The 21468-nt window shown below is 69.8% G+C and carries 22 protein-coding genes and 1 pseudogene; 10 read left to right on the plus strand and 13 right to left on the minus strand.

Annotation, left to right across the window (positions count from 1 at the left end):
- Positions 1-274 precede the first annotated feature (274 nt).
- Positions 275-1309 carry a LuxR family transcriptional regulator gene (locus test1122_RS09910; protein ID WP_232268795.1) on the minus strand — a complete coding sequence of 345 codons (1035 nt, stop codon included), beginning with the start codon at positions 1307-1309 and terminating at the stop codon, positions 275-277.
- A gap of 44 nt (positions 1310-1353) precedes the next feature.
- On the opposite strand from test1122_RS09910, the gene test1122_RS09915 reads away from it, so the two are divergent.
- The 3 genes from test1122_RS09915 to test1122_RS09925 all read left to right on the plus strand — a co-directional run bounded on the left by test1122_RS09915 (position 1354) and on the right by test1122_RS09925 (position 5003).
- On the plus strand, positions 1354-2562 hold the full coding sequence (locus test1122_RS09915) for a thiolase C-terminal domain-containing protein (RefSeq protein ID WP_232268796.1): 1209 nt from the start codon (positions 1354-1356) through the stop codon (positions 2560-2562).
- Positions 2563-2688: 126 nt separating this feature from the next.
- Positions 2689-4524, plus strand: a complete 1836-nt coding sequence (locus tag test1122_RS09920) for a glycoside hydrolase family 15 protein (RefSeq protein WP_232268797.1) — start codon at positions 2689-2691, stop codon at positions 4522-4524.
- Positions 4521-5003 (plus strand): hypothetical protein, encoded by a 483-nt coding sequence (locus test1122_RS09925; RefSeq protein WP_232268798.1) that lies wholly within the window; start codon positions 4521-4523, stop codon positions 5001-5003. Before test1122_RS09920 ends, test1122_RS09925 begins: the two co-directional genes overlap by 4 nt.
- Before the next feature lie 16 nt (positions 5004-5019).
- On the opposite strand, the gene test1122_RS09930 is transcribed toward test1122_RS09925, so the two are convergent.
- The 3 genes from test1122_RS09930 to test1122_RS09940 are packed head-to-tail and all read right to left on the minus strand — an operon-like array spanning position 5020 to position 6464.
- Positions 5020-5571 (minus strand): GNAT family N-acetyltransferase, encoded by a 552-nt coding sequence (locus test1122_RS09930; RefSeq protein ID WP_232268799.1) that lies wholly within the window; start codon positions 5569-5571, stop codon positions 5020-5022.
- Positions 5572-5616: 45 nt separating this feature from the next.
- Complete coding sequence (locus tag test1122_RS09935; protein ID WP_232268800.1) at positions 5617-6015, minus strand: Zn-ribbon domain-containing OB-fold protein; 399 nt, start codon at positions 6013-6015, stop codon at positions 5617-5619.
- Complete coding sequence (locus test1122_RS09940; RefSeq protein ID WP_232268801.1) at positions 6015-6464, minus strand: DoxX family membrane protein; 450 nt, start codon at positions 6462-6464, stop codon at positions 6015-6017. The genes test1122_RS09935 and test1122_RS09940 overlap by 1 nt, the downstream gene beginning before the upstream one ends.
- A 128-nt stretch (positions 6465-6592) precedes the next feature.
- On the opposite strand from test1122_RS09940, the gene test1122_RS09945 reads away from it, so the two are divergent.
- The 4 genes from test1122_RS09945 to test1122_RS09960 all read left to right on the plus strand — a co-directional run bounded on the left by test1122_RS09945 (position 6593) and on the right by test1122_RS09960 (position 11642).
- Positions 6593-7768, plus strand: a complete 1176-nt coding sequence (locus test1122_RS09945) for a flavin-containing monooxygenase (protein WP_232268802.1) — start codon at positions 6593-6595, stop codon at positions 7766-7768.
- Positions 7769-7936: 168 nt separating this feature from the next.
- A complete protein-coding gene (locus test1122_RS09950) occupies positions 7937-10168 on the plus strand; it encodes an acetate--CoA ligase family protein (RefSeq protein ID WP_232268803.1) in 2232 nt (743 codons plus the stop codon).
- A 13-nt stretch (positions 10169-10181) separates the two neighbouring features.
- Positions 10182-10979 carry an enoyl-CoA hydratase/isomerase family protein gene (locus test1122_RS09955; protein WP_232268804.1) on the plus strand — a complete coding sequence of 266 codons (798 nt, stop codon included), beginning with the start codon at positions 10182-10184 and terminating at the stop codon, positions 10977-10979.
- A gap of 69 nt (positions 10980-11048) precedes the next feature.
- Positions 11049-11642, plus strand: a complete 594-nt coding sequence (locus test1122_RS09960; protein ID WP_232268805.1) for a flavin reductase family protein — start codon at positions 11049-11051, stop codon at positions 11640-11642.
- 332 nt (positions 11643-11974) lie between these two features.
- Here the strand turns inward: test1122_RS09960 and test1122_RS09965 are convergent, their stop codons facing one another.
- Positions 11975-12250, minus strand: a complete 276-nt coding sequence (locus tag test1122_RS09965; RefSeq protein WP_232268806.1) for a hypothetical protein — start codon at positions 12248-12250, stop codon at positions 11975-11977.
- Between the two features lie 157 nt (positions 12251-12407).
- On the opposite strand from test1122_RS09965, the gene test1122_RS09970 reads away from it, so the two are divergent.
- Positions 12408-12716 carry a GntR family transcriptional regulator gene (locus tag test1122_RS09970; RefSeq protein WP_232268807.1) on the plus strand — a complete coding sequence of 103 codons (309 nt, stop codon included), beginning with the start codon at positions 12408-12410 and terminating at the stop codon, positions 12714-12716.
- 26 nt (positions 12717-12742) lie between these two features.
- On the opposite strand, the pseudogene test1122_RS09975 reads toward test1122_RS09970, so the two are convergent.
- The 3 genes and pseudogenes from test1122_RS09975 to test1122_RS09985 all read right to left on the minus strand — a co-directional run.
- A pseudogene (locus test1122_RS09975) lies at positions 12743-12889 on the minus strand (NAD(P)-binding protein); the annotation flags it as partial.
- 14 nt (positions 12890-12903) lie between these two features.
- Positions 12904-13968, minus strand: coding sequence for an ACR3 family arsenite efflux transporter (gene arsB / locus test1122_RS09980; RefSeq protein ID WP_232271852.1), 1065 nt, complete (start codon positions 13966-13968; stop codon positions 12904-12906).
- A gap of 68 nt (positions 13969-14036) precedes the next feature.
- Positions 14037-14351: an ArsR/SmtB family transcription factor gene (locus tag test1122_RS09985; protein ID WP_232268808.1), complete on the minus strand. Its 315-nt coding sequence runs from the start codon at positions 14349-14351 to the stop codon at positions 14037-14039.
- Between the two features lie 83 nt (positions 14352-14434).
- Here test1122_RS09985 and test1122_RS09990 point away from each other — a divergent pair, with 83 nt between their 5' ends.
- On the plus strand, positions 14435-14848 hold the full coding sequence (locus tag test1122_RS09990; protein WP_232268809.1) for an arsenate reductase ArsC: 414 nt from the start codon (positions 14435-14437) through the stop codon (positions 14846-14848).
- On the opposite strand, the gene test1122_RS09995 is transcribed toward test1122_RS09990, so the two are convergent.
- On the minus strand, positions 14793-15653 hold the full coding sequence (locus tag test1122_RS09995) for an NAD(P)H-dependent oxidoreductase (protein WP_232268810.1): 861 nt from the start codon (positions 15651-15653) through the stop codon (positions 14793-14795). The two genes, test1122_RS09990 and test1122_RS09995, sit on opposite strands and share 56 nt — an antisense overlap.
- Positions 15654-15724: 71 nt before the next feature.
- Between test1122_RS09995 and test1122_RS10000 the strand changes: the two genes are divergently transcribed.
- Positions 15725-16708: a GlxA family transcriptional regulator gene (locus test1122_RS10000; RefSeq protein WP_232268811.1), complete on the plus strand. Its 984-nt coding sequence runs from the start codon at positions 15725-15727 to the stop codon at positions 16706-16708.
- 164 nt (positions 16709-16872) lie between these two features.
- Here the strand turns inward: test1122_RS10000 and test1122_RS10005 are convergent, their stop codons facing one another.
- Genes test1122_RS10005 through test1122_RS10020 form a run of 4 tightly spaced genes read right to left on the minus strand, consistent with a single transcriptional unit; the run spans position 16873 to position 21414 of the window.
- On the minus strand, positions 16873-17934 hold the full coding sequence (locus test1122_RS10005) for a Zn-dependent alcohol dehydrogenase (RefSeq protein WP_232268812.1): 1062 nt from the start codon (positions 17932-17934) through the stop codon (positions 16873-16875).
- Between the two features lie 10 nt (positions 17935-17944).
- On the minus strand, positions 17945-19387 hold the full coding sequence (locus tag test1122_RS10010; RefSeq protein WP_232268813.1) for an aldehyde dehydrogenase family protein: 1443 nt from the start codon (positions 19385-19387) through the stop codon (positions 17945-17947).
- Positions 19384-20526: an acyl-CoA dehydrogenase family protein gene (locus test1122_RS10015; protein WP_232268814.1), complete on the minus strand. Its 1143-nt coding sequence runs from the start codon at positions 20524-20526 to the stop codon at positions 19384-19386. Before test1122_RS10015 ends, test1122_RS10010 begins: the two co-directional genes overlap by 4 nt.
- Before the next feature lie 6 nt (positions 20527-20532).
- A complete protein-coding gene (locus test1122_RS10020) occupies positions 20533-21414 on the minus strand; it encodes an SDR family oxidoreductase (RefSeq protein ID WP_232268815.1) in 882 nt (293 codons plus the stop codon).
- Positions 21415-21468: the final 54 nt, after the last annotated feature.

The raw sequence follows: 21468 nt of genomic DNA on the forward strand, positions 1-21468 counted from the left end.
AGTCCGGTTTTAGTGGAACGGGAGCCTCCCCCGGGGCACATCAGTGCCAGAGACACAAAGGTGCCCACCCAAGGCGCAGCGTCACAACCAACCCCACCACTGCGCCCGCAACGCCAGCTGACTCCACCCCCCGGGGACAACCCCCGGACCCCCGGCCAGACCATCCACCCACCACCGTCACAACCAGCCTCGCCGCTGCGCCTGCAACGCCAGCTGACCCCATCCCCCGGGGGACAACCCCCGGACCCCCGGCCAGACCATCCACCCACCACCGTCACAACCAGCCTCGCCGCTGCGCCTGCAACGCCAGCTGGAAGCGCGATCCCGCTCCCGCCTGCGCCATCAGCAGCTCCATCCGGCGGAAGAAGGTCCGTCGGCTGATGCCCAGTTCGCGGATGATCTGGCTGTCCGGCACACCCGCGACCAGCATCGCCAGGATGCGGCGCTCGGCGGGGCCGGGCCGGGCGCCGGACGGGCCGCTGGTGCCGGTAGCCGCCTGGATCGGCAGGGCCCGGTCCCAGCACGCCTCAAAGAGGGCACGCAGTGCGGTCAGCAGCCCGCTGGGACGTACGACGAGCAGACTGCGGTTGACGTCCACCTCCGCGATCGACAGCGTCACAAAGCCGATCCGGTCATCGATGATCGTCAGCTTCACCGGCAGCTCGGGCAGTACCCGGGCCTGCTCGCCAGCGTCAACGCACGGTTGGATGTTGCTGGTCAGATGCCCGGGATGGGCCAGCGACGCCCGGGCGTACACGGCACGGTGCCGCACCCCTCGCTTCAGCATCGCGACCTCGGCGGCCGCCCCGCGCTCGCTGTCCCAGAAGTACGGCGGCGAATCGAACCGCAGCACCTCCTCGCGGGCCTCCGCCAGCGCCTCACCGAGCCGCCGCTCAATGTCCTCGCCGGTGACCTCCTCAGCCACCACCCCGCCCGCCGCCGCCGGCGAACGGCGCCGGTAGCGCTCGTACGCCCCGGTCACCGCGGCCCGCGCCTCCTCCAGCCGCAGCGCGGCACGGCGCGTCAGCAGTTCCAGCGCGGCGCCGGGCGGCACCGGCAGCAGCGGGTGCTCATCACCCTCGACAGCGAGACCGAGGGCAGTGAGCTTCCGCACCACCTCAGAAGACAGCCCAGAAGACAGCCCAGAAGACAAAGCGCGCATATCACACACATCGCCCGTGCCATCAAGCAGCCGCAGATAGAGCTCGACCGCATCGGCATCCAGCCCGAGCGCGGCCAGATGTCCAGCCAGCTCCGTACGCTCCGTACGCTCCGCACGGTACTCAGGCCCGGGTATGCCATGCCCCATGAGGCGGCACCCTAATGCAAAATACCTGATGTACCGTCAGATACATGTCTGCCGTCATACGCTCACGCCCTAGCCCGCGCCCGCACCCTCGCCCGCGCCCGCGCAAGGTAGCCATCGCCGGAGTCGCCCTCTCCGATACCGGCCGAGTCGACGCCATGACCCCCTACGCCCTGCACGCCCAGGCCGCCCGCCGTGCGCTCGCCGACTCCGGCCTGGACCGCTCCGTCATCGACGGCTTCGCCTCGACGGGGCTCGGCACCCTCGCCCCGGTGGAAGTCGCGGAGTATCTGGGGCTCCGCCCCGGCTGGGTGGAGTCCACCTCGGTCGGCGGCGCCACCTGGGAGGTGATGGCCGCGCACGCCGCCGACGCGATCGCGGCGGGCCACACGAACGCCGTACTGCTGGTGTACGGCTCCACCGCGCGCGCCGACCTCAAGGCGGGGCGCCGCACCGCGAACCTCTCCTTCGGCTCCCGGGGCCCGCTCCAGTACGAGGTGCCCTACGGCCACACCCTGGTCGCCAAGTACGCGATGGCCGCCCGCCGCCATATGCACGAGTACGGCACCACGCTGGAGCAGCTGGCGGAGATCGCCGTCCAGGCCCGTACGAACGCGGCCGCCAACCCGGAGGCGATGTACCGAGAGCCGGTGACGGTCGACGATGTACTGTCCGGGCCGCTGATCGCGGACCCGTTCACCAAGCTGCACTGCTGCATCCGTTCCGATGGCGGCTGCGCGGTGCTGCTGGTGGCGGAGGAGTACGTACCGGACCTCGCCGCGCCCCCGGTCTGGATCCTCGGCTCGGGCACGGCCGTCTCCCACACCACGATGTCCGAGTGGCCCGACTTCACGGTCTCCCCGGCTGCCGTCTCAGGCCGCGACGCCTTCGCCCGGGCCGGGGTCACCCCGGCTGAGATCGATATCGCCGAGATCTACGACGCCTTCACCTATATGACCCTGGTGACCCTGGAGGATCTGGGCTTCTGCGCGAAGGGCGAAGGCGGCGCGTTCGTCGAGAAGGGCCGGCTGACCCGGACCGGCGAGCTGCCGGTGAACACGGACGGTGGCGGGCTCTCCGCCTGCCACCCGGGTATGCGGGGCCTGTTCCTGCTGGTGGAAGCCGCCCGCCAGCTCCGTGGCCAGGCCGGGCCGCACCAGGTCCGCCGACCGGACGGCACGCTCCCGGGACTCGCGATCGCCTCCGGCACCGGCGGCTGGTTCTGCTCCTCGGGGACGGTGGTGCTGGGGCGCTAGCTCGCGCGCATGGCGCCGCGGCGCGGACGCCTTCGGCCGATGGGGCGGTCTTGAGCGGAGAGTGGCTGCGATGTCGGCACAGTGGGTACACGTGCCCCTGCACGACTCGGCAAAGGGGGTCTCGGGATGGAGCCCGACTCTTCGCAGCGGGCCGCGAACGCGCGGCCGGGGCTCCGTGACGGGTACGCCCCACTGCGGGATTACGCGGCGATCGGAGACGGCCGCACCGTCGCGCTGGTCGCCCGTGACGGATCCGTCGACTGGCTGGCCGTACCCGACCTGGACTCCGAGACGGTGTTCGCCGCCGTACTGGACGCCCAGCGCGGCGGCCGCTTCGTCCTGGAGCCCGCCGTGGCCTACGGAGTGGACCGCCGTTACCTGCCGGGCACCAACGTGCTGGAGACGACGTTCACCACCGATCTCGGGGTGGTCCGGGTGACGGATGCGATGACGCTGCCGGACCCGACGGGGCTGACACCGGTCCGTGAGCTGCAGCGCCGGGTCGAGGGGCTCGCCGGAAACGTACCGATGCGCTGGAGCGTGACGCCCGGGTTCGGCTACGGCGCCCGCACGCTCCGGATGAGCAGGCGGTCGGGAGTGCCGGTCGCCTCGTGCGGGGCGGACGCGCTCGCGGTGTGCACCTGGGAGGCCGGCGAGCCGCACTGCACCCAGGATGCGGTCAGCGGGCGCTTCGAGACGCGACCGGGGTCCCGCGCGTTGATCGCTCTGTGCTTCGCCCACCAGGACCCGCTGGTCTTCCCGACGCGCGCCGAGTGTGAGGCGCGCCTGGACCACACGTGCGCCGTCTGGCGTCGGTGGCTGGACGGGCGCGCCTGCCACGGACCGTGGCGGCAGGCGGTCGAGCGCAGCGCGCTGGCCCTCAAGCTGCTGGTGTTCGCCCCGTCCGGTGCGGTCGCGGCAGCGGCGACGTCCTCGCTTCCCGAGCACATCGGCGGGGTACGGAACTGGGACTACCGGTTCTCCTGGATCCGGGACTCGGCCTTCACCCTGGACGCGTTCCTGGAACTGGACTGCCCACACGAGGCGCAGGCGTATTTCTGGTGGCTGATGCACGCCACCCAACTCACCCACCCACGGCTGCGTGTGCTGTACCGGCTGGACGGCGGCGCCCGGGCGCCCGAGCGGGTACTGCCGCTGGAGGGCTATCGGGGCTCGTCGCCGGTCCGGACGGGCAACGCCGCCGGCAGCCAGTTGCAGCTGGACACCTACGGCGAGCTGCTGCAACTCACGTGGCTGTACGCGTCGGCCACCGGACGCCTCGACGCCGACATCGCCCGTCGGGTGGCCGGGATGGCCGACCTGGTCTGCCGCACCTGGCAGGCACCGGACGCGGGGATCTGGGAGGTCCGCAGCCAGCCGCGGCACTTCACTCAGTCGAAGATGATGTGCTGGGTGGCGCTGGACCGCGCCATACGCCTGGCCGACCGGGAACTGATCCCGCAGCGCCACGCCGACCGCTGGCGGCGGGAACGAGAGGCGATCAGAGAATTCGTCGAAACTCGCTGCTTCAGCGACCGCAAAGGCAGCTACGTCCGTGCCGCGGGCAGCCAGGAGCTGGACGCCAGTCTGCTGGTCGGCCTGCTGCACGGCTACGCCGGCCCGGACCAGCCGCGGATGCTCGGCACGATCGAGGCCATCCGCCGAGAGCTGGCCCATGGCCCGTTCGTCCACCGCTACAGCGGCGAAGACGGCCTGCCCGGCACCGAGGGCGCGTTCCTGGCCTGCTCCTTCTGGCTCGCCGAGTGCCTGGCCCGCTGCGGCCGCCGGGACCAGGCCGCCGACCTGATGAACGAGCTCGTCGGCCTGGCCAACGACATCGGCCTGTACAGCGAGGAGATCGATCCGTCCACCGGGGCGTTCCTGGGCAACATGCCCCAGGCACTCAGCCACCTCGCGCTGATCAGGACCGCCTGCGCGATCAACGAGGAGGACCAGCGATGAGCGTATGGGCAGCACTCGCGGGCGGGCTCGTCGGCACCCTCGTCCTCACCACCGCGCTGCGGACCGCGGGCGAGCTGAAGCTCACCCGTATGGATATCCCCTTCCTGCTCGGCAGCGCCTTCACCACCAACCGCACCCGCGCCAAGGCACTTGGCTACCTGCTGCACTTCGCCGCCGGACTGCTCTTCGCCCTCGGCTACTACGTCCTGTTCCTCATCCTTGGCCAGAGCGGCTGGATGCTGGGGGCGATGTTCGGAATGGTCCACGGCATGTTCGCCGGAACCGCGCTGGTCAACATCCTCCTGCCCCTCGTCCACCCCCGGATGGCCACCCCCCTCACCAGCGCCCCGGACGTGGCGCTGCTGGAACCTCCTGGCTTCCTCATGCTCAACTACGGCCTCGCCACCCCCGTCATCAGCCTCGTCGCCCACATCGTCTACGGCGCCCTCGTCGGCGGCTTCACCTTGCTCGCCCAGTAGCAGCCGGAGCCGGGGCTCAGTCCGTGGCCAGCCGGGCATGCAGATGGACGTCCTGGAACGTCACGCCATCCGCGCTCACCATGGCGCCGCGCAGCAGCCCCTCGGCGGGGTAGCCGCCGCGCTGCGCGACACGGCAGGAGGCGTCGTTGGCGGCGGCGTGCCCGAGCTCCAGCCGGTGCAGGCGCAGCGTTGCGAACGCCCAGCGGGTGATGGCCAGCAGCGCGTGGGTGGCCGCGCCCCGGCCACGGGCCTCGGGGAGCAGCCAGTAGGTGATACGGGCCGTACGGAACCCGTAGTCGATCGCGCCCACTTCGGCGTTGCCCAGAATGCGGCCGCCGTCCGCCGGGTCGGTGATGGCCCAGGACGCGCTCTCACCGGACTCCCACTTCTCGCCCCGGCTCGCCAGCCAGCACTGGGCGCCGGGCAGGTCGGGCGACGGCGCCAGTACGGTGTTCCAGCGGCGGAACTCCGGGTCGCTGAAGCCGCGTAACGCGGCGTCGAGATCAGCGTCACCGCGCCCCCACGGCCGCAGCACCAGCCCGGACATCTCCAGCTCAACAGCCTCCACAACCGCATTCAACCACCGGTGTTGTGGGCAATCGTTCTTCCCCCGCTACGCCGGGCGGAAGATCGGCACCGCCAGCTCGCCCGCCGCGCAAAAAGCGACCCGCAGCGGCATCCCCACCCGCAGCCCGCCCTCCGCACACCCACTCACCTCCGTCATCATCCGCGGCCCCTCCGCGAGGTCCACGACCGCAGCCACATACGGCACTCGGCCACCAAAGGGCGGCAGGTCGTTGCGGTGAACGACGGACCACGTATAAAGCGTGGCGCGGCCACTGGCCGTCTCCCAGGAGACGTCCTCGCTCCAGCAGCGCGGGCAGAATTCGCGTGGATAGTGATGGGCCGCCGTACACGACAGGCAGCGCCGGATCAGCAGTCGGCCGCACGCCGCCGCGTCCCAGTAGGTACGGGAGAAGACGTCGGCCTCAGGAACATCGAAGCGCGTCATCAGAACAGCCCGAGCGCACTGTCAAGCGACCAGGTCTGCCAGCTCATGCCGCCGAGCGCGACCAGTGATATCAGGGCCATCATGGAGTTCTGTCCCTGCTCCGCCCAGTCATGGATCATCAGCACCAGATAGAGCAGGTTGAGCAGCAGCCCGCCCGCCAGGGCGATGGGCGTGAGGAAGCCGAAGATGAGCCCCAGCCCCAAGGCCAGCTCCGCGTAGACGACGACATACGCCATCAGCTTCGGCCGCGGCGCGACCACCGCCGTGAAGCCCTTCCCCACGAACCGCCAGCTGTGCTTGTCCGCGACGTCCGCCGCCCAGGCGATGCCCGTGCCGCGCTGAAACCAGCCCTGCTTGTCCTTGTGCCGCCAGCTCTCCAGCCACCACAGGCCGAGGCCGATGCGCAGCACGGCGAGCCATTCGGCGCCGCTGAGCCAGATCGTCTCCACTGACGGCCACCTCTCTCCTGTTGCACGGGTTCCCCGCTTCCGCGGCATCCCAGTTTTCTGACGGTACGTCAGTTGAATGGATGAGACGGTATCTACGCAAGGGGGCAACCGGAGATAGGCTCATCGACATGCCCATATCCGACGATGACAGACCTGTTCACATCCTTGGCGCCGGTCCGGGCGGACTCGCCACCGCGGCCGCACTCCGCAAGCGCGGCATACGTGCCGTCATCCTGGAAAAGTCGGACTCGGTCGCCGCGTCCTGGCGTGGCCACTATGACCGGCTGCGGCTGCACACCACTCGCCGCTGGTCCGCGCTGCCGGGGCTGCCGATCCCGCGCTCCTTCGGGCGCTGGGTGAGCCGGGACGACCTGGTGCGCTATCTGGAGCGCTACGCCGAGCACCACCGGCTTGAGATAGCGACCGGGGTCCAGGTCAGCCGTATTGACCGTATCGACGGTAACGACCGCGCCACCGGCTCCGCGCAAGGCGAGAGCTGGCTGCTGCGGGCGAACGGCGGACGCGAGCTCAGTGCCCCGGCCGTTGTCGTGGCGACGGGGTACAACCACACCCCCCACATCCCCGACTGGCCCGGGCGCGACGACTTCACCAACGAGCTGCTGCACGCCGCGGACTACCGGAACGCCGCGCCGTACGAGGGCAAGGACGTCCTGGTCGTCGGCGTCGGCAATACGGGCGCCGAGATCGCCGTCGACCTGGCCCAGGGCGGTGCGGAGCGGGTGCGGCTGGCGGTGCGTACGGCACCGCACATCGTGCGCCGCTCAACGGCGGGGTGGCCCGCACAGGCCAGCGGGATCCTGGCACGGCGACTGCCGACCCGTATGGTCGACCGGGCGGCCGGAGTGCTGGCCAGGGTGAGCACCCCCAATCTGACCCGGCGAGGGCTGCCACGCCCCGATACCGGGCTGTACTCACGCGTCCGGGAGGGTGCGGTCCCCGTTCTGGACGTCGGCCTGATCAAGGGTGTCCGCAAGGGCTTGATCGAGCCGGTCGCCGCCGTGGACTCCCTTGAGGAGATAAAGGTCCACCTCGCGGACGGCGGCACGATCAGCCCGGATGTCGTCATCGCGGCGACGGGCCACCGGCGGGGCCTGGAGGATCTGGTCGGCCACCTCTCCGTCCTCGATGACCGAGGGCTTCCCCTCGCGCACGGCCGCCGTACGCTGCCGACGGCGCCCGGGCTGTACTTCACGGGTTACACCAACCCGATCAGCGGCATGCTGCGCGAGCTGGCGCTCGACGCGGAACGCATCGCGAAGGCGATAGCCCGCACCATGACGTGACACCAGGGCCGGAGACCACGGCCGGACACCGCCTGACTCCACAGCCTTGACGGAAAAACCGGCTGCACAATCGCCCGCCCAAGGGGTTACTGACGTCCTGTCACTTAAGTAATCTGACAGAGCGTCAGCTAATTATGTCAGGCCGACATACAGGAGTGGGCGAGAACGATGCTCGGATCAACTCACGGCACCCTCACCACCACCCCACGGGCCGCCCACGTCATGGCGTGCGGCGCACGACCCGGCCCCGCGGTCCATGAACGTACGAGGGACGATCTCGATATCGCCCTCGATGTCAGCGGCCGCCCGCTACAGGCCGCCGTACCCGATCTGGACCGGCTCTTCCGGCCCGAATCGGTCGCCGTCGTCGGCGCCTCGGATGCCGAAGGACGCCCCAACACCGGCATCACACGCCAGCTCATCCGCTGGGCCGAACGCGTCGGTGCCCGGCTGCATCCCGTGCACCCCACCCGGGAGACCGTCTTCGGCCTGCCCTGCGCCGCCGCTGTCGCCGATCTGCCCGAGCCCGTCGACCTCGCTGTCCTCCTCATCTCCGACCCCGCCCCGGTGATTGAGCAGCTGGCCGACACCAAGACCAGGTTCGCCGTCGCCTTCGCCTCCGGCTTCGCCGAGACCGGCGAGGACGGCGCCGCCGCACAGAAGCGGCTGACCGAGGCCGTAGCCCGCTCCGGGCTGCGGCTCCTCGGACCGAACACCAACCTCAACGCCTTCGAGGAGTTCCGCGAGGATCTGACGGGCCCGGCCATCGCCCTGATCACCCAGTCCGGTCATCAGGGTCGTCCGGTCTTCACCCTCCAGGAGCTGGGCATACGCCTGTCCCACTGGGCGCCGACCGGCAATGAGGCCGATCTGGAAACCGCCGACTTCATCTCCTACTTCGCCGAGCGGCCCGAGGTCGGAGCGATCGCCGCCTATATCGAAGGCATCAAGGACGGCCGCTCCTTCCTTCTCGCCGCCGACCACGCGGCCCGCAATCATGTCCCCGTCGTCGCGGTCAAGGTCGGCCGGACCGAGACCGGCGCCCGCACGGCCGCCTCGCACACCGGCAAGCTCACCGGCGCGGACGATGTGGTCGACGCGGCCATGCGGCAGTACGGCGTCATCCGCGTCGACGGGCTCGACGAGCTCCAGGACACCGCCGCCCTCCTGGCCCGCGCCCGCCCACCCCAGGCCGACGGGGTGGCGGTGTACTCCATCTCCGGTGGCACCGGCGCCCACTTCGCGGACCTGGCCGAAGCCGCCGGGCTCCATCTCCCCGCCCTCTCCGGACCGAAACAAACCGAACTCCACCGGTGGATCCCGGACTACCTCAGCGTCGCCAACCCCATCGACAACGGCGGCCACCCCGTGGGCGACTGGCGCGGCCGGAAAATCATCGACGCGCTCCTCGACGACCCGGCCATCGGCGTACTGATCTGCCCGATCACCGGCCCCTTCCCACCGATGAGCGACAAGCTCACCCAGGATCTCGTCGAGGCGGCCGAGCAGACGGACAAGCTCATCTGCGTGATCTGGGGCTCCCCGGTCGGCACCGAGGACGCCTACCGCACCACCCTGCTGGGCTCCTCCCGGGTCGCCACCTTCCGTACCTTCGGCAACTGCGTCACCGCCGTACGGGCCTACTTCGGCCACCACCACTTCACCCACGACTACCGCTCCCCCCTCGATGAGGCACCCCGTACGCCGTCCCCCTCCGCCCGGAAGGCGCGGGCGCTGCTACGCCCCGGGCAGCAGCTGAGCGAGCACGCCGCGAAGCAACTGCTGCGCTCCTACGGCATCCGGGTCCCCCGCGAGCAGCTGGTGACCAGTGCGGCGGCGGCCGTACGGGCGGCCAGTCAGATCGGCTACCCAGCGGTGATGAAGGCCTCGGCGCCCCAGCTCGCCCATAAGACCGAGCTCGGCCTGGTGAAGATCGGCCTCACCTCCGCCAGTCAGATCCGCGACGCCTATCGCGAACTCACCGATATCGCCCGCTACGAGGGCATCGAGCTGGACGGTGTCCTGGTGTGCCATATGGTCGACCGGGGAGTGGAGATGGCCCTGGGCATCACCCAGGACCAGCTCTTCGGTCCGACGGTCACCCTCGCCCTCGGCGGCACCCTGATCGAGGTGCTGCGGGACACCGCTGTCCGCGTCCCGCCCTTCGGCGAGAACCACGCCCGTACGATGCTCGGCGAACTGCGCGGTCATGCCCTGCTGGAAGGGGTCCGCGGCATGCCCGCAGCGGACGCCAACGCCCTGGTCGACGTCATCCTCCGCGTCCAGCGGATGGCGCTGGAGCTGGGCGGCGAACTCGCCGAGCTGGACATCAACCCACTGGTGGTCCTGGAACACGGCCAGGGCGCGGTGGCGCTCGACGCCCTCGCCATCTGCCGCTGAAGGGAACCCGCGCATGGACCAGCCGGTCATCCACGCCACCCACAACCACGTCACCTGGATCACCCTCAACCGCCCAGCGGCCATGAACGCCCTTACCTGGGAACACCGTGAGCGCGTCATCGCCCTGCTCGCCGACGCCTCCGCCGACCCGGACATCCGCGCGGTCGTCATCACCGGCACCGGCAAGGCCTTCTGCGCGGGCGCCGACCTACGCGCCCCCGCCCCTCCCGGCCCGGAACGCGACCGTGTCGCCGGAGACATAGCCCGTACGATCCGGCAGGGCGCCCAGCGGCTCATCGCCGCCGTACTGGACTGCGAAAAACCGGTCATCGCCGCCGTCAACGGCACGGCAGCGGGCCTGGGCTCACACTTAGCACTCGCCTGCGACCTGACCCTGGCGGCCGAATCCGCCACATTCATCGAGGTGTTCGCGCGCCGTGGCCTGGTCCCGGACGGCGGCGGCGCCTACCTCCTGACCCGCCTCATCGGCCCGCAGCGAACCAAGGAGCTGATGTTCTTCGGCGACGCGCTCCCCGCACCCGCCGCCGAACGGCTGGGGCTGGCCAACCGCGTCGTACCGGACGACGACCTGGAGAAGACGGCCCGCGAATGGGCCGAGCGACTGGCCACCGGCCCCACCCGGGCCCTGGCCCTCACCAAGCAGCTCGTCAACGCCTCACTCGACTCCGACCGCACCACCGCGTTCGCCGCCGAGGCGACCGCCCAGGAGATCAATATGACCACCGCAGACGCCGCCGAAGGCGTCCGTGCCTTCACCGAACGCCGCCCCCCGGACTACCAAGGCCGCTGACAACCACAACACCCATCCCCACCCCCCCAAACCCTTCCAATCTGACACTCCATCAGCTTCAATAATCCCATGATGGGACATGCAGGGATGGCCGCCACAGCCGTACGCTTTCTGCACTCGGCCGACCCCCTCCCGCCCCCGGAACTCCGATGCGTGCGCGAGGACGAACGCGCCCCCATTGCTCCGTCCGAACTCCGCCGGGTCCTGAGCCACTTCGCCTCCGGCGTTACGGTCATCACATCCCCGGCCACCGACGACGACCCCTCCCCAGCGGGCTTCGCCTGCCAGTCCTTCGCCTCCCTCTCCCTCACCCCACCGCTGGTCGCCTTCATGGTCGCCCGCACCTCGACCACCTGGCCACGGATCGCCCGTGCCGGAGTCTTCTGCGTCAACATCCTCGGCGACCACCAGGCCGAGCTGTGCCGCGCCTTCGCCATCAGCGGCGCGGACAAGTTCGCGGGCGTAACCCACACCCCCGCCCCCAGCACCGGTTCCCCACTCCTCGACGGCGCCCCGGCCTGGATCGACTGCACCATCCACACGGTCCACACCGGCGGCGACCACCTCATCGTCGTAGGCCGCGTCCAGTCCCTGGACACCCCCGCCCCCAACCGCCCCCCGCTCCTCTTCTTCCGGGGCGGCTTCGGCAGCTTCTGCGACTGACCCCGGCCCGAGCCTCCGCCCTACTGAGCAACCGTGCGCGCGGCTCTCCACGCCTGATAGAGCGCCCGCCCACGCGGGCACCCACGCCCGCCGCTCTGACAGCACGCCGCACACCTGGCAGCGTGCTCCAGCCAGCGCAACCACCGACCGTCGGCCGCAGTGCGGGATGGCGCCGTTTCCATCAGGTCGAGGGCATCGGGCCCAGGAAAATAGTGCACGGCACACGCCAAACAGGCCCAGACCGTACGACCGGGACCCGTGGCTGCGTGGATGTCACACACCTTGACCGGCTCATCAGCAACGAGATCACAGCGCGCACAGATCACATCCACTCAGGCCACCCCCACCAGCGCGAGAGCGGCACGCCGCTCCTGCTGCTCGTACGCGACGAGATACGGACGGACCATGACGGTCGCATCACCATCAATGAAGTCCTCACTCCGTCCACGCGGAGCCCAGGGCAGATACGGCGGATCCCACGACACCACCACGACAGGACGCCGCACCGCGACCGCCCGGCAGGGCGCGGCAGACGCCCGGTGGCGCCCGGTCGGCCGAGGCACAAACAGAGCCCTCGCCATCTCAATCAGAGCATGGATAATGCTCAAGTCACTCAGCTCCTTCTTAGCTGTTTGGCCACGCCCCGGGAGGTCTAGCCACCTCGCCGGGGTCCTTGGTATGCGCGACAATACAGGTACCTGGTCACACCCTGCCATGGCATGACACAAATTAACCGAGGTGCCCCTGCCCTCATACCTTCCGACCATGACTGAGATCCCAGCGGGGTACGGTCCCGACGACGAGATCGATCACGACGCGCCGGACCCCGTCTACCTGCAACTCGCCGCTGTGCTGGTAACCCGCATCGAGCGCGGTGACTACCCGCCACGGCGCGCCGTGCCCGGCGTGGACCGGCTGGTCCAGGAGTTCGGGGTCGCTCGCGGTACGGCCCGCAAGACGCTCGTACTCCTCGCGGAGCTGGGCATCGTGCGGACGGTCGTAGGAAAGGGCTCCTTCGTCATGGAGCCGCAGCCGGGAGGATCCAGCGAGGACGCCACTGACACCGAGGAATAGCCCTCGTCGCAGCAGTAGTTCCGTTCGTGCCGCCAGGCGCCGCCGGGCCGGTCCTGGGCGTCGAGGATGACGAACTCGGCGCCCAGGCGGCGCAGGTGGTAGCCGACGGCGAGCCCGGCTTGGCCTCCCAGGCCCTGGGGGCCTGGGAGGTGCCCACAGCCGACCACCACCACGTCGACGGCTGCGGTTACGTCGTGACGCGCTCTGCCTCTGTTGCCTGCGTGGTGAACTTCCGGCGCCAGGCGAGGGATACGTAGACGAGGGCGACCAGTACCGGGACCTCGATCAGGGGGCCGACCACGCCGGAGAGGGCCTGACCTGAGGTGACGCCGAAGGTGGCGATGGCGACCGCGATGGCGAGCTCGAAGTTGTTGCCCGCTGCCGTGAACGCGAGGGTCGCGGTGCGGTCGTAGGGGATGCCGATCGCCTTGCCGAGGGCGAAGGTGCCGAACCACATCACCGCGAAGTAGACCAGCAGCGGCAGCGCGATACGGGCCACGTCCAGCGGCTGGGAGGTGATGGTGTTCCCCTGCAGGGCGAACAGGATGACGATGGTGAAGAGCAGGCCGTAGAGCGCGAACGGGCCGATCTTCGGCAGGAACTGGGACTCGTACTTCTCCCGGCCCATCGACTTCTCGCCGAGGTTCCGGGTCAGAAAACCGGCCACCAGAGGGACGCCGAGGAAGATGACGACGTTCAGGGCGATCTTCCACATGGAGATGTCGAGGTGCTCGCCGTTGCCCAGGCCCAGCCAGCCCGGCAGCAGGTCGAGGTAGAACCAGCCGAGCAGGCCGAAGGCGATGACCTGGAAGACGGAGTTCAGGGCCACCAGTACGGCGGCTGCTTCGCGGTCGCCGCAGGCGAGATCGTTCCAGATGATCACCATCGCGATGCAGCGGGCGAGGCCGACGATGATCAGGCCGGTGCGGTACTCGGGCAGATCGGGCAGGAACGTCCAGGCCAGCGCGAACATCACGGCCGGGCCCGCGACCCAGTTGATGACCAGGGAGGAGATCATCAGCTTGCGGTCGCCGGTGACGGCGTCGAGCTTGTCGTAACGGACCTTGGCCAGCACCGGATACATCATGATCAGCAAGCCCAGCGCGATCGGCAGCGAGATGCCGCCGAGTTCGACTTTGCTGAGGATGTCGTTCAGGCCCGGGATGGCCCGCCCGAGGCCCAGCCCCAGCGCCATCGCGGCGAGGATCCAGACGGCGAGATAGCGGTCCAGGGTGGAGAGCTTGCCGACGATGCCCGCATCGTCGGCGGGGCTCTTCCCGTCGCTCTTCGCCTCCTCGGCGGCGGTGGTGTCTGTACTGGTCACGGGCAGGGCCTCTTCCGTGCGGTGTCGGTGGTGGTACGTGCGGACTCGGCCAGGGCGGCGAGGGAGTCCGCGACGGATGCGATGACGTCGGGCCGTAGCTTGTAGTAGGTGAAACGGCCGCAGGGCTCTGTCTCGACGATTCCGGCCTCGCGCAGGACGCGGAGGTGGTTGGAGAGGTTCGTCTGACGGGCGCCGGTCTCTTCGACCAGGTGCGTGGTGCACAGGGTCTCGCGGGCGAGCAGGGTCACGATCTGGAGCCTGAGCGGATCCGCGAGAACCCGGATCAGGTCAGTGTCGACTGACGTCATCATGGGCTGATACTGTCACATCAGTGGGTGCTGATGCCAGCCGCACCCTTCCGTCGTGAGACAACCGTCAGACAAGAGAGTCCCCGATGTCCGAGAAGCCCTCCGTTCTGTTCGTCTGCGTCCACAACGCGGGCCGCTCCCAGATGGCCGCCGCCTGGCTGACTCAGCTGGCGGGCGACCGTATCGAGGTCCGCTCGGCGGGATCGGCCCCCGCCGACCAGATCAACCCGGCCGCGGTCGAGGCGATGAAGGAGGTCGGCATCGATATGTCGGCCGAGGTCCCCAAGGTGCTGACGGTCGACGCCGTGCAGGCCTCGGATGTCGTGATCACCATGGGCTGCGGCGACACCTGCCCGGTCTTCCCGGGCAAGCGCTATCTGGACTGGCAGCTGGACGACCCGGCCGGTCAGGGCGTGGCGGCGGTGCGCCCGATCCGCGATGAGATCAAGTCCCGCATCGAAGGGCTGATCGCCGAGATCGACCAGGAAGCCCGCCGGTAAGCGGCGTCCGCACCGTCACGCAATGGATTCCTACGCCCGTGCGGCCCGGCGCGATGTGGGGGCGTAGGGCGAGGGTCTCATCGTAGTCGCTGTAGTCGCTGTAGTCGCTGTAGTCGCTGCCCTGCTCGTAGCGGTAGGGCAGCGGCTCCGTGGTTTCCAGTGCACGCAGCCGTTCGCGTAGCGCCGCAGCGTACTTCCTGTAGTCCGCGTCCGTCAGGCGATCCGCCCCGTACACCGCGAACGGCGGCAGTGCGGACATCCCGGTGTACCAGAACGTCCCGTGCAGCAACGGGAACAGCACCTCCTCCAGCTGGCCATGGATACCGCGTGGGCCGAAGCTCGACTCGCGTGCGCCGACCGATGTGATGACCAGCGCGCGCCTTCCGGCCAGCCCGCCGTCTCCGTAGCGCAGGGTGCGGCCGTTCGCGTCCTTGATGCCGAAGGCAAAGCCCTGCACCAGTACGCGGTCGAACCAGCCCTTGAGGATGGCGGGTGGCCCGAACCACCACAGCGGGAACTGGAAGACCAGAGTGTCGGCCCAATCGATCTTCTCCTGCTCGGCCAGGATGTCGTCGCTGAGCTTCCCTTCCGTGTAGGCGCGCTCCTGCTCCCCGCCGATGAACAGGCGGTCGCGGGACTCGCGTCGGAAGTCGGCGGTGTCCACGACCGGCTGCCATCCCATGGCGTAGAGGTCCGACACCTGATGCTTGTGCCCGAGCTCTGACAGCTGGCGCAGACCTTCGGACATCAGCGAACCGTTCAGGGAGCGCTGCTCGGGGTGGGCGAAAATCCATAGCACCTTCATGTGCCCGATCCTGCGTGCCCATCGTCGTCAAGACGAGTGGCCAGAATGCCAATGTGTGGAAGGATCTGGCCATGAGCGTCTTTACGCACCCCGGTCGGCACCGGGTGGCCGTGCTGGTCCGGCACGGGCTGATGCCGATGGAGCTGGGCCTGGTGCACCAGCTGTTCGGCCAGGCGCGGTCGGCCGCTGGGGAGCCGCTGTACACGGTTGTGACCTGCACGCTCAGTCCCGGAGCGGTCCGTACGGACGCCGACTTCCCGGTCCATGTCGGGCATGGTCCGGAGGTCCTGGGAGAGGCCGATACCGTGATCGTCCCGGCCTCCCATGAGTTCGATGAGACGGAGACGGAGGGGCGGCTGCCTGCTCCGCTGGTCGAGGCCTTCGCCCGGATCCGGTCCGGGGCGCGAATCGCCTCCATCTGCACCGGCGCCTTCGTGCTGGCCGCCGCCGGGCTGCTGAGTGGTCGCCGGGCGACCACTCACTGGAAGTCCGCCGAGCACTTCCAGCGGCTGTACCCGGATGTTGAGCTCGTCCCGGATGTCCTCTACGCCGACGAGGGTGATGTCCTCACCTCGGCCGGGGAAGCCTCCGGGATCGATCTGTGCCTGCATATGATCCGCCGCGACCATGGCTCGGCGGTGGCCAACGAGGTGGCCCGCGCCACGGTTGTGCCGCCGCACCGTGACGGTGGCCAGGCCCAGTTCATCCGGCGGCCCGTTCCCGAGCCGGGGATCTCCTCCACGGGCGCGGCCCGGGCGTGGGCGCTTGAGCACCTCGCCGGGCCCGTCACCCTTGGGGAACTCGCCGCACGGGAGTCCATGAGCGTACGGACCTTCAACCGGCGCTTCCGGGAGGAGGTCGGGCTTACGCCGATGCAGTGGCTGACGCAGCAGCGTATCGAGCGGGCCCGGGAGTTGCTGGAATCCAGCGATCTGCCGATCGACCGGGTTGCGGGGGAGGCGGGGTTTGGGACGGCTGCGTCGCTGCGGCAGCATATGCAGGCGGCGATTGGGGTTTCTCCGAGTGCGTATCGCCGAACGTTTCGTCCGGCGTGAGGATTCCCCCTATACCCTCCCCTTCCCGGAAACCGGGGCTTGCGCCCCGGGCCCCGGGGTTGGCCCGGTGGGGGCCGGTGGCCGGGTGTTGTGCCCACCCTCCCCCAGCTACCGCTGGGAGGTGCCCCCACGCCCCTCGGGCGGACCGAGTGCCCACAACACAGTCAGAAGGTGAGTACGGCGCGGGCCACCCGGCCCTGGCGGGCTTCGGCTGTGGCCTTGGGGAAGTCTTCGATGGGGTAGGTCTGGGTGACCAGTTCGTCGAGGAGCAGGTGGCCCTCTCGGTAGAGGTTCGCGTAGAGGGTGATGTCGCGCTGGGGGCGGGCGGAGCCGTAGCGGCAGCCGAGGATGGACTTGTCCAGGTAGAGGGTGGAGACCTGGAAGGACGCCTCGGCGCTGGCGGGTGGGACGCCCAGGAGGATGGCTTGGCCGTGGCGGTCGAGGAGGTCGATGGCCTGGCGGATGAGGGCGGGGCTGCCGACGCATTCGAAGGCGTGGTCGGCGCCGGAGGGCAGGATGTCCCGGACGGCGGAAGTGGCGGCGGAGGGCAGGAAGTGGGTCGCGCCGAACTGGCGGGCCAGGGGTTCCTTGGCCGGGTTGGTGTCGACGGCGACGATGGGGGCGGCTCCGGCGAGCCGGGCGCCCTGGAGAACGTTGAGGCCGATGCCGCCCGTGCCGATGACGACGACCGACTCACCCCGGTCGACCCTGGCGCGGTTGAGTACGGCGCCGACGCCGGTGAGTACGCCGCAGCCGATGAGCGCGGCGGAGGTGAAGGGGAGGTCGGTGGGGATCTTCACCGCCTGGACGGCCTTGACGAGGGTGCGTTCGGCGAAGGCGGAGTTGGAGGCGAAGTTGTAGAGCTTGGTGCCGTCGCCTTTGCGGGAAAAGGGCTGGGTGGGGCGGCCGATGGCCTTGCGGCACATGGTTGGGCGGCCTCGGTCGCAGTCGGGGCAGGTGCCGCAGTTGGCGAGGGTGGACAGGGCCACATGGTCGCCCGGTACGACGTGGGTCACGCCGGGGCCGGTTGACTCGACGACGCCCGCGCCTTCGTGGCCAAGGACCACGGGGGGCGGGAAGGGGATCGTGCCGTCGATGACGGAAAGGTCGCTGTGGCACAGGCCGGCGGCCCGGATGCTGACCAGGACCTCGCCGGGGGCTGGGGCGCGTAGCTCCAGGTCATTGACGACCTGGGGGTGTTTGCCGTCGAAGATTACGCCTCTCATCACCGCTCCTTCAGGATGGCCAGACGATGGACTGGAGCTCGCTGTAGGCGTGCAGGCTGAACGAGCCGCCGTCGCGGCCGATGCCGGACTCCTTGAAGCCGCCGAAGGGGGTTTCCGGGTGGCGCTGCAGGGTGTTGATGCCGATGTTTCCGCTGCGCAGGCGGGCAGCGAAGGCCCAGGCGTGGGCGGTGTCGGAGCTGAAGACGTAGTCGTAGAGGCCGTAAGGGGTGTTGTTGGCGATGCGGGTGGCGTCGTCCTCGTCGGTGTAGGGGATGGCTACGACTACCGGGCCGAACAGCTCCTCCTGGGCGACGGTCATCTCGGGGGTGACGTCGGTGATGAGGGTGGCCGGGACGTAGTAGCCGGGCTTGAGGTCAGGGCGTTCGCCGCCAACGGCGATCCGGGCGCCCTGGTCGCGGGCGCCCGCGATATACGCCTCGACGCGGTCGCGCTGGGCGGCCGTGATCAGGGGGCCGACGGTCTCGCCGGTGGGCAGGGAGGCTGCGTACCGGGTGAGGGCGGTGACGATCTCGTCGTAGCGGGCGGTGGGGATGAGGACGCGGGTGGGTGCGGTGCAGATCTGGCCGCTGTGGAAGGCCCAGGTGGAGGCGGCGGCGCCCAGGGCGGCCTGGACGGCTCGCTCGTCGGCGTCGTCCAGGATGATGGCCGCGCCCTTGCCGCCGAGCTCCATCAGGGTGCGCTTCATGGTGCGTCCGGCCGCCTCGGCGATACGTTTGCCGACCGCCGTGGAGCCGGTGAAGCTGATCATGTCGATCCCGGGGTGTGCGACCAGGGCTTCGCCGGGGGCGGCGCCGGAGCCGGTGATGACGTTGAAGACGCCGTCGGGGAGCCCGGCTTCCTGGAGTATCGGGCCCAGCTCCAGGGTGGCCAGGGGGTCCTGTGGAGCGGGCTTGCAGACGACCGTATTGCCCATGGCGAGGGCGGGGGCGACCTTGCCCGCGAGGTTCACCACGGGGAAGTTGTAGGAGGTGATGCAGCCGACGACGCCAACGGGGCGGCGTACCGCGGCGGCGCCGATCAGCCCGCCGGGGGCGAGCGCGCTGGCCCGCACGGGCTGTGGGGCGAGCGGGATGGTGTCGGGCTCGACGCGGGCGTAGCGCCGGAAGCGGTCGATGGCGGGCGGCAGTTGCATCCCGGCGGCCACCTTCCGCGTCGCGCCGGTCTCGGCCTGGATGAGCGGGACCAGGTCCGGGGCACGTTCGGCGAGCAGTTCGGCTATGCGGTCGAGGATGGCCGCTCTTTTACGGGGGTCGGTGCGGGACCAGTCGTCGTAGGCGGTACGTGCGGCGCGTACGGCGGCGTCCACGTCGGCCGGGCTCGCCTCGGGTGCCTGCCCGACCGGCTCTTCGGTGGCGGGGTTGGTGATCTGGTAGTGGCCGCCTTCGGGGGTGTGCCGGTCTCCGTTGATCCAGTGCTGCTGGCGAGTGGTCATGGGTGTGGCTCCCTGGGCAGGCCCAGCACCCGCTGGGCGATGATCTCGCGCTGAATCTCGTCCGAGCCGCCGTAGACGGTGTCGGCGCGGGTGAAGAGGAAGAGGCGCTGGAGTGGGTCCAGTACGTAGGGCTGTTCCGGCGTCCAGTCCTGGGGGCCGACGCTCGCAGCGGGCCCGCGCACCAGCATCGCCAGCTCACCCAGCCGCTGGTGCCAGCCGCCCCAGAGCAGCTTGGCCACGCTTGGCGCGCCGGGATCGTCCGTGCTGCCCAGCGTGCGGAGGGCGTTCCAGCGCATGGCCTTGAGCTCGGCCCACTGGGTGATGAGCCGTTCCCGTATCAGGGGGTCGTGGGCGGGGGCGAGGCGTATGACTTCGTCCAGCTCCGCGGCGAAGCCGATCTGCTGGGCGAGCGTGGACACACCGCGCTCCAGCGCCAGGAGTCCCATGGCGACGCGCCAGCCGTTGCCCTCGCCACCGACGCAGTGCGCGGTGTCAGCGGTCGCGCCGTCAAAGAAAACCTCGTTGAAGTCGGCCTCCCCCGACATCTGCCGGATGGGGCGGATATCGATAAGGCCTGGCTGCTCCATCGGGACGAGCAGGAATGAGAGTCCGTGGTGCCGCCGCGATCCCTCTTCCGTACGGGCCAGGACGAAGCACCAGTCGGCTTCGCGGGCGAGGGAGGTCCAGATCTTCTGGCCGGTGATGCGGTACGTATCGCCGTCCCGGACGGCGGCGGTCCGTATCCCGGCGAGGTCGGAGCCCGCGCCGGGTTCGCTGTAGCCCTGGCACCAGAGCTCTTCGCCGCGTGCGATGGGTGGGAGAAACCGGTCGCGCTGGTGTGGGTCGCCGAATTCGATCAGCGTGGGCGCCAGCAGGTTCTCCCCGATATGCCCCATCCGCGCCGGGGCTCCGGCGCGGGCGTACTCCTCGGCCCATACGACCTGTTGGAGGAGCGTCGCGGCGCGGTTGCCGTAGGTGCCGTACGTACGGTCCCAGCCGATACCGATCCAGCCGCCGCGGCCCAACTCCCGCTCCCAGGAGTGGGGATCGGCTCCCTGCGGCGGCACCCGGTGCTCAGCGAGCCAGCTGCGGGCTTCCGCGCGGAAGGCCTCGTCCTGCGGTCCGAAGCTGAAGTCCACGGCCGCCTACTCCGCGGTGGACCGCAGCTGTGCGAGCAGCGGCATCGGGTCGGCGCCGACCGACCCAGGCAGACAGTCGGCGATCCGCTCGGGCGTCCACGCGCCATCGGCGTACGCGGCGCGCAGTTCCCGTGGCTGCGCCCAGACCGCGATCTTCGGCCCGGCCACGGTGTACACCTGACCGGTGATCTCCTCTGACCGGGCATGGTCGGAGAGCAGATAGACAACGAGCGCGGCGACGTCCTCCGGGTCGCCGATCTCCTTCAGCTCCGTGGGGACATTGGCGGACATCCGGGTCCGGGCAACCGGCGCCACGCAGTTCGCCGTTACGCCGTACTTGTGCAGACCCAGCGCCGCGCTCCGTACCAGCGAGATGATGCCGCCCTTCGCGGCGGCGTAGTTCGCCTGGGAGAAGCTCCCCTGGTGGTTGCCGCTCGTAAAGCCGATGAGCGTGCCGGACTTCTGCCTGCGCATCACCGCCGAGGCTGCCCGGAAGACCGTGAACGTGCCCTTCAGATGAGTGGCGACAACGGGGTCCCACTCCTCCTCCGTCATATTGAAGAGCATCCGCTCCCGCAGAATCCCGGCCACGCAGACGACCCCGTCGATCCGCCCGTACTCAGTCAGCGCGGTGTCCACGATCCGCTGCCCACCGGCCATGGTGGAGACATCGTCGGCGACGGCGACCGCCTCCCCGCCCGCCGCGACGATTTCCTTGACCACGCCGGCCGCGATCTCGCTGGTTGGCTCGCTGCCGTCGACCGACACCCCGTAGTCATTGACGACCACCTTCGCCCCGGCCTGCGCGCAGCCCAGCGCCACCGCCCGGCCGATGCCGCGCCCGGCTCCGGTGATGGCGACCACCTTGCCGGCCAAGAAGTTCCCCACGGCGCGCCCCTTCCCATCTTTTCTGACGGACCGTTAGATTTTTGAGCACACGCG

Origin of the sequence: Streptomyces gobiensis, from assembly GCF_021216675.1 — a bacterium.
In the GTDB taxonomy this organism is placed as follows: domain Bacteria; phylum Actinomycetota; class Actinomycetes; order Streptomycetales; family Streptomycetaceae; genus Streptomyces; species Streptomyces gobiensis.

Bases quoted from the DNA above. Each gene is read 5' to 3' on its own strand.
- test1122_RS09910 (WP_232268795.1), bottom strand. From the start codon at position 1,309: ATGGGGCATGGCATACCCGGGCCTGAGTACCGTGCGGAGCGTACGGAG.
- test1122_RS09915 (WP_232268796.1), top strand. From the start codon at position 1,354: ATGTCTGCCGTCATACGCTCACGCCCTAGCCCGCGCCCGCACCCTCGC.
- test1122_RS09920 (WP_232268797.1), top strand. From the start codon at position 2,689: ATGGAGCCCGACTCTTCGCAGCGGGCCGCGAACGCGCGGCCGGGGCTC.
- test1122_RS09925 (WP_232268798.1), top strand. From the start codon at position 4,521: ATGAGCGTATGGGCAGCACTCGCGGGCGGGCTCGTCGGCACCCTCGTC.
- test1122_RS09935 (WP_232268800.1), bottom strand. From the start codon at position 6,015: ATGACGCGCTTCGATGTTCCTGAGGCCGACGTCTTCTCCCGTACCTAC.
- test1122_RS09945 (WP_232268802.1), top strand. From the start codon at position 6,593: ATGCCCATATCCGACGATGACAGACCTGTTCACATCCTTGGCGCCGGT.
- test1122_RS09950 (WP_232268803.1), top strand. From the start codon at position 7,937: ATGCTCGGATCAACTCACGGCACCCTCACCACCACCCCACGGGCCGCC.
- test1122_RS09955 (WP_232268804.1), top strand. From the start codon at position 10,182: ATGGACCAGCCGGTCATCCACGCCACCCACAACCACGTCACCTGGATC.
- test1122_RS09960 (WP_232268805.1), top strand. From the start codon at position 11,049: ATGATGGGACATGCAGGGATGGCCGCCACAGCCGTACGCTTTCTGCAC.
- test1122_RS09970 (WP_232268807.1), top strand. From the start codon at position 12,408: ATGACTGAGATCCCAGCGGGGTACGGTCCCGACGACGAGATCGATCAC.
- test1122_RS09985 (WP_232268808.1), bottom strand. From the start codon at position 14,351: ATGATGACGTCAGTCGACACTGACCTGATCCGGGTTCTCGCGGATCCG.
- test1122_RS09990 (WP_232268809.1), top strand. From the start codon at position 14,435: ATGTCCGAGAAGCCCTCCGTTCTGTTCGTCTGCGTCCACAACGCGGGC.
- test1122_RS09995 (WP_232268810.1), bottom strand. From the start codon at position 15,653: ATGAAGGTGCTATGGATTTTCGCCCACCCCGAGCAGCGCTCCCTGAAC.
- test1122_RS10000 (WP_232268811.1), top strand. From the start codon at position 15,725: ATGAGCGTCTTTACGCACCCCGGTCGGCACCGGGTGGCCGTGCTGGTC.
- test1122_RS10005 (WP_232268812.1), bottom strand. From the start codon at position 17,934: ATGAGAGGCGTAATCTTCGACGGCAAACACCCCCAGGTCGTCAATGAC.
- test1122_RS10010 (WP_232268813.1), bottom strand. From the start codon at position 19,387: ATGACCACTCGCCAGCAGCACTGGATCAACGGAGACCGGCACACCCCC.